Source organism: Bacteroides sp. AM23-12 (assembly GCF_003434395.1).
In the GTDB taxonomy this organism is placed as follows: domain Bacteria; phylum Bacteroidota; class Bacteroidia; order Bacteroidales; family Bacteroidaceae; genus Bacteroides; species Bacteroides thetaiotaomicron.
Genome location: NZ_QTLF01000004.1, coordinates 152,580 through 166,241 on the forward strand (window position 1 = coordinate 152,580; position 13,662 = coordinate 166,241).

Annotated in this window: 12 protein-coding genes; all 12 read right to left on the reverse strand. The window is 35.8% G+C overall.

The features are described 5' to 3' along the window. Positions 1–19: 19 nt before the first annotated feature. Positions 20–1,108: an EpsG family protein gene (locus DW640_RS05960; RefSeq protein WP_117577598.1), complete on the reverse strand. Its 1,089-nt coding sequence runs from the start codon at positions 1,106–1,108 to the stop codon at positions 20–22. 1 nt (position 1,109) lies between these two features. Continuing rightward, positions 1,110–2,363, reverse strand: coding sequence for a glycosyltransferase (locus tag DW640_RS05965; RefSeq protein WP_117577600.1), 1,254 nt, complete (start codon positions 2,361–2,363; stop codon positions 1,110–1,112). Next, positions 2,360–3,391, reverse strand: coding sequence for a polysaccharide pyruvyl transferase family protein (locus tag DW640_RS05970; RefSeq protein ID WP_118036811.1), 1,032 nt, complete (start codon positions 3,389–3,391; stop codon positions 2,360–2,362). The genes DW640_RS05965 and DW640_RS05970 overlap by 4 nt, the downstream gene beginning before the upstream one ends. A gap of 10 nt (positions 3,392–3,401) precedes the next feature. Beyond that, the gene (locus DW640_RS05975; protein ID WP_117577604.1) at positions 3,402–4,385 is read right to left on the reverse strand and encodes a hypothetical protein; all 984 of its coding nucleotides are present in this window, start codon (positions 4,383–4,385) and stop codon (positions 3,402–3,404) included. A gap of 4 nt (positions 4,386–4,389) precedes the next feature. Next, positions 4,390–6,144 (reverse strand): thiamine pyrophosphate-binding protein, encoded by a 1,755-nt coding sequence (locus DW640_RS05980; protein ID WP_117577606.1) that lies wholly within the window; start codon positions 6,142–6,144, stop codon positions 4,390–4,392. Next, positions 6,137–7,015, reverse strand: coding sequence for an SDR family NAD(P)-dependent oxidoreductase (locus DW640_RS05985; RefSeq protein ID WP_117577608.1), 879 nt, complete (start codon positions 7,013–7,015; stop codon positions 6,137–6,139). Before DW640_RS05985 ends, DW640_RS05980 begins: the two co-directional genes overlap by 8 nt. 29 nt (positions 7,016–7,044) lie before the next feature. Continuing rightward, a complete protein-coding gene (locus DW640_RS05990) occupies positions 7,045–8,535 on the reverse strand; it encodes a lipopolysaccharide biosynthesis protein (RefSeq protein ID WP_117577610.1) in 1,491 nt (496 codons plus the stop codon). Between the two features lie 126 nt (positions 8,536–8,661). After that, positions 8,662–10,008 carry a nucleotide sugar dehydrogenase gene (locus DW640_RS05995; protein WP_117577612.1) on the reverse strand — a complete coding sequence of 449 codons (1,347 nt, stop codon included), beginning with the start codon at positions 10,006–10,008 and terminating at the stop codon, positions 8,662–8,664. Between the two features lie 66 nt (positions 10,009–10,074). Then, positions 10,075–10,242 (reverse strand): hypothetical protein, encoded by a 168-nt coding sequence (locus DW640_RS23540; protein ID WP_158562591.1) that lies wholly within the window; start codon positions 10,240–10,242, stop codon positions 10,075–10,077. A gap of 125 nt (positions 10,243–10,367) precedes the next feature. Beyond that, positions 10,368–12,293 carry a nucleoside-diphosphate sugar epimerase/dehydratase gene (locus tag DW640_RS06000; RefSeq protein WP_117577614.1) on the reverse strand — a complete coding sequence of 642 codons (1,926 nt, stop codon included), beginning with the start codon at positions 12,291–12,293 and terminating at the stop codon, positions 10,368–10,370. A gap of 51 nt (positions 12,294–12,344) precedes the next feature. Next, entirely contained in the window at positions 12,345–12,698 is a 354-nt protein-coding gene (locus tag DW640_RS06005; RefSeq protein ID WP_117577615.1) for a UpxZ family transcription anti-terminator antagonist, read from the reverse strand. Then, a complete protein-coding gene (locus DW640_RS06010) occupies positions 12,698–13,285 on the reverse strand; it encodes a UpxY family transcription antiterminator (protein WP_117577617.1) in 588 nt (195 codons plus the stop codon). The genes DW640_RS06005 and DW640_RS06010 overlap by 1 nt, the downstream gene beginning before the upstream one ends. Between the last annotated feature and the right edge of the window lie 377 nt (positions 13,286–13,662).

Genomic DNA, 13,662 nt, shown 5'->3' on the forward strand with positions numbered 1-13,662 from the left:
TACATGCTTTTATTAAACATCACAACCACCCTAAAACGTTAAAAATCGTAGAATATTCATAAAACGAATGTCCCCATCCCGAACTTGTAACGAAAGTATAATAATTATATAATCTAATAACAATAAATACCGATAATAATGGTAGGGTATAACCATCTCTTTTTGCAACTTTAACTGCATTAGGAAAGCAAATGGGAAATAGCAGCATAAAATACAGTCCTATACGACCAACAAGCGGTGCAACAGGTTTCATCAAATTTGCAATCACGAATAAAATAAAAATGATAACATAAATTCTCACTTTTACATCACCTATTAATCTTTGGTAGAATAAAATAAAATATGCAATTAAATATGTAACGACGTCACTAATACCAAACACCAAGTTATCCTCTCTTCCAATATATTTCTCATATTTATCTAAATCCATGCTCTGAGAGTATAATGCAAAATAACTTCCAAAATACTTACTTAAGACAATTCCTAATAAAAAAATACCAAGAAATACAAAAATACTATTTCCTTTTGAAATACGGATATCCTTTAATAGACCTAGAAAAGGAATTGGAACACAAGCTAATGCAGAAGAATGCATAAGAGAGGCTATGTAAATAATCCCCATAGATAGGGGAATCTTGAATTTATACTTAGACAATGATAATTCAAAGGCACATAAGCATATACACATCGCTAAGTACTGTCTCATCATTGACGCACCAGTTAAGCATAAAGAATTCGTGAACATAAAAGAAAAAATAGCTAACCAATGTAACTCAGGAGTTACATATTTTTTTACCATCCTATATATTATAAAATTCTCAAGGAATGTTAGTATAAAAACCATCCCCCAAAAACCTATTGGCTTGAATAATCTACAAACATACACCCACCCCGGTTCAAATCTAGAATAATCTAAAGCTGTCGATAATGGTACGCTATTATCGATTTGAAAATGCATCAAATAGGTTGCATAATCGTTTCCGAAATTATATCTTATACCTAAAAACAACGTAATAATCAAAAAGGAATATTCAAGAGAATATTTATTGCTCCTATATGATAAAGATATTATTATTGCTATAAAAGCTATAAATAAATAAGCAAACATATTATTGACCTAAGATCTTTTTATAAATGCTCAACTGCTGATCAAGAACAAAACTTGAGGAATTCCTAACTATTGCCATGGAAATAGATTCCTCTGATATTTTTTTTGCCAAAGTACCATCAGTCAAAAGTCTAAATATTTGATATGCACATTTTTTATAATCTGTACTGTTATAGAATAGAGCAGACTCATTATTAACAGCTAACTCTGGCATAGCACCAACGAAAGAAACCACAGAAGGAACACCCAAAATCATTGCTTCAGCTAACGAAACTGAGTAAGACTCAACAAATGAAGGATGAACCATTACATCCGCATTCAACATTTCACCAATTAGAGTTGTGGAATCAAGAGAACCTAAGAATTTAACATTTGATTCTAATTTGAGTCTTTTAATCAATGAGAGTAAATATTTTGTATATCCAGGAATCATAAATCTATTACGCGTCACCCCAAAATTTCCCGCTATTCGAAGTTCAACATCATCATTATATATTTCTTTTAAGACACCAAGAGCTTTAATTGCTATATGAAGACCCTTGTATGGCTTGCCCTCAGAACTCATTGCAAAAATGATACGTTTACATCTATCTTGTCCACTCCATTTATTTGCAGTAACAAATTCTTCTCTGACACTAATTCCTGTATTGAAAATTTGGGCATTGTACTTTACGCGTGGAAGAATCCAAGATCGTATCCATTCTGATTGAGTAGAAACATTGTCTATATTACTTAATATTTCATTCTCGTATTTTTCCCATTGTGCATGTTGCCATTTCGAAAAAATTACAGAATGATTAAAAAATAATAATTCCTTTAAATGAATGCATTTAATAATTTCTTTGAATGACAGACCTCCGTAAAAAACAGGAACACAGGAAGATTTCAATCCTTGAGTATCTAGCACGCATTTATAGTCTTTCAGAAAGCCTCTAGCTATTAAAAGCCCCCAGAAAGATTCTGTACCCCAAACCTGAATGACATCAGGCTTTATCGAAGCTATAATTTGTAAAAGTTTATTTAGGATATTTTGAGTAGGCAATCCATTCTTTAACTTAAAAGTAGGGAAAACCCATTGTTCTGCTATATCTGATTTTTTATTGATGATATCAGATACATTGGACTGAGAAATATTATATAATTCTACATCAGCAGTTATTAGCGATACAGCCATTGATTGAAGCCATGTTCCTGTTGACTTCGTCTTTTCACTTGTAAGGACTGCATTAGAGAGCCATAATATCTTGGTTTTCATATATTTAAAACATTAAATGCTTGGACACGATATATACTGAGTAAATAATCAACAGAATGCCAGTCAATATCTTTTGAAAGTACATTTAAGTAATCGTCACCTTCATGACAGATTCTATTTTCTAATTTAACACGTTTCAATAGAGTATAAAAACGGTCGTTCATGCCAACAGCATGATTAGTTTCAAGAACTGCTACAAATGGAATGTGATTCAAAAGAGCAACTATCATCCCATGATAAGAATTCGTAACAAGCCCTTTGCTATTAATAATAGTATCAATCCATTTATCCATAGAAATCGCTTTTGAAGTTTCATCAATTATAATAATATTTTTAGTATTTAATGATAACCGTTTTCGCAAAACATATAAGCAAATATTATTACTGCTTTGATGAACTTTTTTTGCACCTAATTTTGAGAATAAAATATTTCCTAATAATATTGTAGGATCAGGAACAACATAAGATTTTCCTTTAAATCCCATATCGCTAAGCAGACTAATACCAGAATCTTCTCGTACTCCAATAGTAGAAAAATTATTTATCCAGTGCTTAGCATACTCAAGTGCTACATCAGGATACTTCGTACAACCAAAACTAACAGCATACCCGATTTTTTTAATATTATTTGCAAAATCCAAATAATATGCAGCGGACGGACCTCCCTCACCAGAAGTTGTAAATGACGGATTTAAGACTTGATCACTACCACTGATTAAAACATCATAAGAACAAGCTTTTTTTCGTAAATCAGCAATCGAAAAATATCTTTCAGTTAATTGAAGATGGCTATTTCTAAAACTTGACAATAAGCTCTCCTTTCTTCTCGCTTGAATAATTTTATTCAATCTAATTAGCTTATAAGGATGCTTAAAATAAGCAGACCACCTAAAATCATATTGTGTTGGCTTAAAATTAATTATGCAGACTGTATGACCTTGTTCTTTTAAATATTCCTGTAATGCATAGGTCTGCAAAATGGCTCCATAATTAGTTGCCCAATGAAATGTTATTATACCTATTTTCATAAAAAGACTATTACTTACCAAAAGAAGGGAACAACTTATATAATATCATTTCCCACTTGCGGAGACGTAACAATTTCTCAACTTTTGAACCATGCAAGATTTCTTCTTGTTTATTGAGATAATAATTATCACTGATAACATATTTTGGGTGTTTCAATGGTCGTTCTAATGTATATCTCTCACCAAAATAAATGCAACGCAGTTTTCGAGGCAACCTATATAGAGAAGAACTATTAGAATGTTCTCCAATAAGACCTATGTTAGATATTAGATTCATTTTTGGAACAATGCTAATCCTCGATTGAAGTCTACAACATGAAACATTACATTGCATGGACCACGAAGTCTGTTTTTCACCACTTTTCATGGATGCGACTTTCTTTTCTACAATACTCTTCAACCAAGCCCCAGTTACAATTGGGAATTTCAAATATGGCATTATACGCATAGTATAATGATCCTCAGTACATTCCCAATTCCACTCAAAATTTTCCCAAACTCTCTTCCAAGTGGCCCATCCCCAGACTGCGCCACCTCCTTCTGCAAAGAAATAACTATATGGGCAATCTTTATAATCCAACATATGATTCATGCCAGATATCTTATCGATTCTCTGGTCGTCTTTATATTTCTCTAGTAGTTCCGCGCAAAAGGGAAGCATATCATCACCAATAACGATATCATCTTCAACTATAACAAGACGATCAACAATCTTAAAGGCTTCAGTAATTCCACTATAAATACGATAACCACAACCTAAATTAATATCAGAATAGATCTTATGAACCTCGCAATCCCAGTCCACATTTTCAACTATTTCCCGACATATCGGCACATTTTTCAAGTCTTTAACATTACCCTCTCTTGCTCCATCTTGGATCAAAAATAACTTTGAAGGACGAGCTTTCCGTATTGCTTCAAAAACTTTTTTTAATGTATCTGGTCGATTAAAAAAGACCAATGCTACAGGGATATCTGTCTTAAAGTTCTCCATCTGATTATTTTTTTATATTACGTACTGCATCGACTATTTTTATAAGTCCAGAAGATTTTACTTTATTTTTAATACTATTTGATATTTCCTTTCTTTTATCAACCACGGTATTCATTATAAAATCCAAGCCGTCTCTTTCATCCTCCGTATCAGTAAACACTTCAAATACGATAGATTGTTTTATCTCTGGATCTACAAAATTATATATCGAACTTAGAAATTCTTCTTTATTAATAGCATGAATATATTTATAGCCTAGATCTTCCGCATAATGCTTTACCAATTGAGGCGACTGATTCCCATAATGCCCTGCTGCCGCCATATATTTATCTGCATCATCACCAAAAATATTACAAGGATGCATTGAAAGGCGAAATTCATTTCCCTTACCATTGTTAATCAACAATATCCTGATATTATTTCCTATATGGCGATTTCCCAATACATTCATATCGTAAAAGAAGGCTAAATCACCGAAAACTCCAAAGTAAATCTTGTCAGGATCTGATAAAGAAGCACCTACAAGACTAGATAGTCCTCCATCAATACCAAAGCCTCCTACATTGCAATTTGACTTAATGCTTTTATCTAGGTTAATAAAATCCCATGACCTTAATGAATTAAAAATTCCTAAATGAATCTCACTTCCCTTTGGAAGCTTATCATAAAGATTAAGGGCAATCCAAACATTACTAAAGGGAATATCTTGAATATGAGAATAAATGTAATTATATTCATTTTGACATTCCTCGAAAAATGAAGTATCTTTTTTTGATGATAGTGAGGAATAATAATCAAAAAACATATCTTCTGGCATCTCAAAAACATCAGTCAACTTTCCCCAAGAGTCCCTCAATTGTCCATCTTCACTTACTCGCCAAACTCTATTTATTGATATTGATTTTCCGAAAGCGTTTCCTGTTACTTCGCCAATATGTATCACTAAATCAAATATGCCTGATTTATTCTGCATGAATTTTTGAGAACCTATTAGTGCAAAATTCACCCCATATTTACCAGAATAGCCACTTGTTCTATCGTAAATAATTATTACATTATATCTTTCGCAAAATCTATCGATTTTGTCCAATTCTACTTGGGTAAATTTTCGGTGAGCGCCAATAAAAATAGCAATATGTCCATCTACTTTCAATTCCGGAAGCTTTTCAAATGAAGAGTGCCTCTTTATGGATCTAACAAAAGGTATCTCCTTTACAGAGAAATCTTTGCTATAACCAGTGATTAAATTTATATGAGCAGGACCACCACCTCTATGTGTTAAGGCTAATATTGCTTTATTAGCTTCAATTGTGCAATATTTTTCATCTTCACTGGTATGTACTAAAGGAATAGTTACACTCTCATTTGCTATATCGTTTGGAATAATTCTCCGATCGATCTGCTGATCCAGCAAGTGTCCAATACTAGCAACACCGCGATGAGAAGTAATAGCCAAAACTGGAAGTTTTCTGTAATATGCCTCTGTCAATCCTGGCATATAGTTACGAGAAGCTGTAGCTCCTGTACAACTAAGCACAACAGGCTCACCAGTTTCCTCTGCCATACCACAGGCTAAGTATGCTGCAGAACGTTCATCGACAGAAGACCAAATTTGAAACCATGGATCATTCTGAAGACTTCCAACTAATGTCATATTAGTCGTACCAGGAGAAGCAATAATACGATGTATTCCATGCTGCTTTAATAATGATATGACAATCTGAACATTGCGTTCATTAGTATAATACTTTTCACTCATTTTCAAATATATTATAATTCATATCTTCAAAACTTAACAAAGCAGAGCCACCAGTCATATATAAAATATCACCAACGACTGCTCGTCCTAAATCACTAACTAAAAAAAGCGCTCCATTTGCGATTTCTTCAGGGAGTATCCACCTTCCTAATGGACAAGTATTATTTGATAAATTATCCTTAGGAGCATGCAACATAGGTGTTGCTGTTTGACCTGGAGCAATTCCATTGACAGTAATACCATATTTTGCTAAAGATTTAGCTAATCCCATAGTTAACCCCCTTATACCCCATTTACTAAGTGTATAAGCAGAAACTGCTGGTCTTAAACTCGAAGAAGATGCAATATTAAGTATATTTCCTGGAATATGATTTTTAATTAAATATTTCGAGAAAATTTGAGATAGAAAAAAGACACCTTTTAAATTAGTGTCCAACACTCTATCAAAATCATGCTCAGTAGCATTTGGCAAATTTCCTCCGATCACACCAGCATTATTAACTAAGATGTCTATTTGTTTGACTCCTTTACATTCTATTTTTTTTTGTAATTCATCAAAAATTCCCTGAAATGTATGTACTTTAGTATTGTCTAAACATATTCCTAAAACTCGTGATTCATTATTCAATTTCTCACATGCATTCTTAATTTTCTCTGGATTTCTGCCTGTAATGATTACAAATGCACCGGATTTCAAGAAAGTTTCTGCTATACTATATCCTATTCCACCAGTTCCACCAGTAATCAGCGCACACCGACCTGCTAACAATGAGTTAGGCGATATAACTGCAACGTTCGGGTAAACATTTACTACTTTAAAAGCCGACCAAAATAATGTAACAGCTTTTTTTATTCTTGATATTGTTATCATATAATTAATTTTAACCGGACATTTAAATACTACTTTCTGATTTTTGAAAGAATATATATTCTTTCATTTCTACTTAATCCGACAAAAAACTCAATTACCAATAAGTATGGTAAGGATATTATAATCTTTACTACTTGGTGTATGGATGCAGGTAGAAGAAGTACTGGTAAGAATAAAGCTAATGTCAAAATTGAAGGAATATATGACTTGACATACAAATTGCGTGTGTTATAATGAAGCGTTTTGTACAAGCACCATTGTGAAGCAAGAATGCAGATTGAAGAGAAAACAATATAAGTAATGAAAAGTGAATATGGTTCAGCTCCAGAACTAAGCACAAAATAAGCAACAGCAATAGCCAACAACCTCAAACAATTTATTACAACTTGATACATGGCTATTTTCCCACTTGCAAATAAAAGTGTAGAAATACCGGAATTGAACGAAGAAACGAGATTGTCAATAATCAATAATATTGTAAAAGCAGTTGCATATGCTGGCACTTTACCTAACCATACACCCAATATCCAATCCGCACCGACAAAAAACGGGCAACCAATTAGAAGCATCAACATAAAGGAAAACTTCGTTGACATAATTAATAATTCATCAGTTCGCTCAATATTACCTACCGCATAACTTTTAGTTATTTGTGGCTGCATTGGTTGCGTAAGGCTATGAGCAAACATCGCTACATAGGTATTAAGAGAATTAGCTATTCCTAACGCAGTATTCATAACTGTATTAAAAAAAGTATTAACAAGCAAAACTGCACCTTGATTTCTTGCAACATAAGCGACAGCACCAAATCCAACCCATCCTGAAAACGAAAAAACCTTGGCATAAATTCCTTTATCTCTAACAAAATTCCACTTAACATACTCAGGAAAATAACGTTTACAATAGAGGCAGTAGATGATTGCAGGCAAGGCTGTCATTATAGCCATTGTCGCCGTATATATGAAAAGTTTGCTTTCAAAATGAGATACTAGAAGGTACGCGATAATGAATTTTATAACATAAACAAAAACTTCTACACTGCTAAAAACTATAAAGCGTTCCTTTGCCATTAATAGTCCATTATAAGGCGTTGCTAATGTCGAAAATATAGAGCCCCAAATAGAAAGCGTAAAAACCATCATAGCATTAGATATTGGACCATCATAGTTTATATATTTATGAACGTACCAATCTCCAACAGGATATGCTATTATAAACATTAACAGAGCAATACCTATAAAAATGACCAAATTTACATTAAATTGTTTGTTAATGTCTTCAATATTTCCTTTACCTATTTCTACAGCCAAAAAACGATTACTAGTTGAAAGCATTATGGTATTAAAAATACCAATAAACGAAATAATACTACCAAGAACAGAAAATAACCCAAAATCAGTAACACCTAAAGCCTGTAATGCATAGCGAGTTGTTAACAACACAAGAATCGTGTTAACAAACATCTTTCCATAATTTATCAACGAATTAATTGCAATGGTTTTGTTTGTATTTTCTTCCATATCAACAAATTAAAAAGGAAATATAGCGAACGTAAATTTTCTTATGGCTAGGAAACTCCACAAATATTCCTTATTAATTAGAACTTTTACACTCTTACCTGCGTTCTCCAAACTCAATTTTATTACTTAATCTCTTCTAAAAATATCTCTTGTATATACCTTAGTTTGAACATTATCCAAAACGGGATCGTAACGATTTGCTATAATTGCGTTACTTTGATTTTTAAATGCTTCAAGGTTATTAACAACCTTGCTACCGAAGAAGGAAGTACAATCCTCTAGGGTTGGCTCGTAGATAATAACATTTGCCCCCTTTGCTTTTACACGCTTCATTATACCTTGAATAGCGCTCTGGCGAAAGTTGTCAGAATTGCTCTTCATAGTGAGACGGAAGATACCAATAGTTACTGGCTCCTTACGTCCGTCATATTGATTATTGGTGGTATAATCATACCAACCTGCCTTACGGAGAACAGCATCAGCAATGTAGTCCTTGCGAGTGCGATTTGACTCAACGATAGCGGTCATCATGTTCTGAGGTACATCGGCATAATTGGCAAGAAGCTGCTTGGTGTCCTTTGGTAAGCAATAGCCTCCATAACCAAATGAAGGATTGTTGTAGTGAGTGCCAATACGAGGGTCAAGACCAATCCCCCGAATTATAGCAGCAGAATCCAATCCCTTAACCTCTGCGTAGGTATCAAGTTCATTAAAGTAAGATACCCGAAGAGCAAGATAGGTGTTGGCAAAAAGTTTGACAGCTTCCGCTTCCTTCAAACCCATGAAGAGAGTGTCAATGTTTTCCTTGATAGCTCCTTCCTGTAGAAGCTTGGCAAAGATCTCAGCAGATTCCTTTATGTGATTACCTTGGATCTGACGGATTGCCTCATTCTCAGCCTCCCACTCCTCTGACATCATTTTTGGGTAGCCAACAATAATTCTGCTCGGGTACAAGTTATCTTCAAGCGCCTTGCTCTCACGAAGAAACTCTGGTGAGAAGAGCAAACGCAATTCACGGCGCTTACCGTTGGGGAGCGGTCCCATCTGTACGAACTTTAGTGCATACTTCACATAAAGGGAACGGCAGTAGCCAACAGGAATAGTAGACTTGATGACCATCGTCGCCTCCGGATTGACAGAGAGTACAAGATCGATGACATCTTCAATATGGTGAGTATCGAAAAAGTTCTTGGCAGGATCATAGTTGGTAGGTGCAGCAATCACTACAAAGTCTGCATCCTTATAAGCAGATACACCGTCAAGAGTGGCAGTAAGTTTCAAATCTTTCTCTGCAAAATACTTCTCAATATATTCGTCCTGAATCGGAGATATACGATTATTAATCTTTTCTACCTTTTCAGGAATCACGTCAACGGCAGTCACCTTGTGGCGCTGTGACAACAAGGTAGCGATACTCAAACCAACGTAGCCTGTACCTGCTACAGCTATCTGTAAATCTTCAAAGTTTCTCATATCTTATCTTTCTTTTTACTTTTTGTTATGTGAATTACCGGTGGAAGATTCCCATAAAAAGTACTTTCAGTCCGAGATGACGAAAGGACAGTCATAGTCTTCGTATGCATCTATTCGTGAGACCTTGCTCATCGTTCCGACAGATATTTTAGATCTGATTCTGCCAACTCCATCTTTTACTTTCTCGACGATAGCATCAAACATATCTCCCCAGGTGTAGTAAGGAGTGTACATGTCATCAAAGTGACAATAAGCTAACCTTAAAAATAGTATGACAGACTCTCAATGATTTCATAGAATCCAACGTCCTTGCCAAGAAGTCCATTGTTGATTTATGTTAGTGTTATAGATTATTCTGCTTATTTATCTAGGACCTCAAATCGAGGCGAATTCTTGGATTTAAATTCCGGTACTACTTTCTTCATCAACCTCACTGTATCCATGATCTTTACCGTACGGGATAACTTCTCGAACTCTCCATAAGTATCAAGGATATCAGTATACTCATAATGACGTACCTTCGCTATCATTATCTTCTTATTCTCAGTCGGAATCGTATTCTCCTTATCACTCAAGACTTCTTCATAAAGCTTCTCACCGGGACGCAACCCCGTAAACTCTATCTCAATATCTTCACCGGGACGATAACCGGCCAATTCGACCATACGAGTGGCCAGATCAACAATCTTCACGGCCTTTCCCATCTCAAAGACAAAAATCTCATTGCCTTCACCCATCGTAGCAGCTTCCATTACCAAGCGACAAGCTTCGGGAATAGTCATAAAGAAACGAATGATATCGGGGTGAGTCACTGTGACAGGACCGCCATTCTCAATCTGTTCTTTAAAACGGGGAATTACAGAGCCGTTACTACCCAATACGTTACCAAAACGGGTAGTGATAAATTTGGTATGACCTTTCACTTTGCCCTCACGGATAGCACAGCCCAAGCTCTGTACATAGATTTCAGCTAATCGTTTCGAGCATCCCATGACATTGGTAGGATTTACAGCCTTATCGGTAGAAACCATGATCATCTTTTCAGCTCCGTATTCAACTGCCATATCAGCAACCTGGCGAGAGCCGACAACGTTGACTAATACAGCTTCACAGGGATTTTCCTCCATTAATGGAACATGCTTATAGGCAGCGGCATGAAAGATGATCTGAGGCTGATAAGTTTCGAAGACCATACGGAGACGTTCTTTCACACGGACATCTCCAATGACAGGAACAAAATCAAGACTAGGATAATTCTTCTCAAATTCCAAACGGACATTATGCAAAGGTGACTCAGCGGAATCAAACATGATCAGCTTCTTGATGTTCATCTGAGCCAGCTGCCGGCAAAGTTCGCTACCGATACTACCGGCAGCTCCTGTCACCAGCACAACCTTGCCACAAAACTCAGTCATCACCTCCTCCATATTGATATGAATTTCTGAACGACCCAGCAAGTCTTCAATTTTGATAGGGCGTACCCATTGGTGGAAACTTCCGTTTTCGTCAGCCTCACTGATACTCGGAGCAATCAACGTTTTCAATCCACTCCTTTTACAATATTGAAGCAGGCGGTCTTCCTCTTCACGGGTATTTTCATAACGGGCAAACAGGATGCCGCCGATACATTTCTTATGAATAAGCTTGTTAAAGCACTCTTCATCCTTAAATGAATAAACGGGAAGATCGGCCACGCGTCGGATGGAGTCGCCTGTTCCGTAGATACAGAAGCCTACCACTTTATAGTGGGAGCTGTTCATTAGCCGGACTTTCAATGCCACACTCTTATCATCAATACCATAGATCAGAATATGCATATTCTTCTTATTCAGCATATTCAGCAGGAGTTCATAAACCAGAATCAACTGAATACGGAAGCCTACCATGGCAATAAAAGTCAGCATACCATCAAACAATACAAAGACTATTTTCTGACTATTATGCAGTCCCGTCTGAGGCAGAAAAAGCCAGATAGCCATTGCGATACAGACAGCTTTTATCAGTGCACTTCCGGCAAGTCTCCATAATTCCTTCAACTGGGAAAAACGGATCGTATTACGGTAGGTATGAAATAAAAAGGAACCTAAGACACTGGAGATCACAGAAATCGCCAAAATATGAAAGAGAGAAGTGATTTCTTTAGAAGTCTCCGTTATATAATGAATGCCGATAAATGACACCCAGGTACAAATCAAAGCTATGAACGTATCAATTCCTAATACAATCCAATAACTAAAATAGTTTTTCTGCAAATATTGAACAAAACGGTCAAATGCGTGTTTCATAATTTAAATACCCCAATAAATTATAAAGTCTTTTTCCAAAAAGTGGATTTACTATGACAATAGTTTATCGTAGATTGTGTGTAACTGAATTTTCAATGGTGAAGGCAATTGGTTTTTCAGAATCATTTGCGAACGCCTCAGAACAGTTCTTTTCTTTACCTCATCCTCCGAATTGGCATAGATAGATACACTATATCCCATCAGAAGAGACAGACACAAAGCAGCTTCCTGCTCGGCTGTCGTACCGTGACAAGGATACAGATCATTGATCTGTTCATGGATTTCGTTGTTCAGTCGTGCAAGATCATCAACATACACACCCGCCATATAATTACTTTTATGGAGCAGAGCATGAACTGCATTTTGAAGTTTATCGATTTTTTCTTGTAAACAGGAAGTCGTCATCACTTACTTAGTTTTTTTTCACCAATAGGCTCAACATAGCCAATCGGCATGTCTACGCAGGCGCAACCAAGCATGTTCAGTCGAACAGCAATCTTACTTTTACCATCCACATTGACAAGCTCACCCACAAGCCCCTGCAGAGGTCCTTTAATTACTTGAACTTTCTCACCACGTACCAAAGGAGAGCTATTCATACAGACTGCTTCATCCGAATAATCAAGCATGAAGCGGAAACGGGACATCTGGTCGTCAGGAATAACAGCAGGACTGCTCTCACCGCGCATCACCATATAGCGGCTCACTGTTGTAAAATTCAGGACTTCCATACGTTCCCTCGGATCAGCGTGTACAAACACCATCATTGGAAGCAGTACGGATTCAACTAATTTACGGCGGTCACTCCATTGATGGATTTCCTTCTGAACAGGTACAAAATTCTCAATCCCCACCTTGTTCAAATACTCGGAAACCTTCTTTTCATGATGCATACGAACTAATGCAACATACCAGCGTTTTGAGTGTGCTACGCCTTCCCCTGTCCCATAAATAGGCCCAGCATTTAGTGATTTCTCTTTTGTTAAAATCATACTTTTTTACCCCATGTTTTTCCGTTACTTCTTAGGTAACGGATTTAAATTTGACGCAAAGATAGACAAAAACACATGTATTAAACAAATAAAAACCTACTTTTTTTCGATTTAACCCTGAATTTGAAAAAAAATGTATCTGAACATGAAAAAGGCCTATTTTCATGCTTAGGAATTTATATGCCCAATTTTCCTAAGAATCTCTACTTTTTCTAAAGCCAAGATGCTCTCAACCCTCATTAGTCGATACTTTTCGACTTTTTCCTTCCGATTTATTATGAAGTGTACTTTTCCGTTACCTAAGAAGTAACACACCAGCATCAGTGCTGATTATCAATTTTTTAACCATTCAAATTCGACCTAAAGGGCAAGTCTTC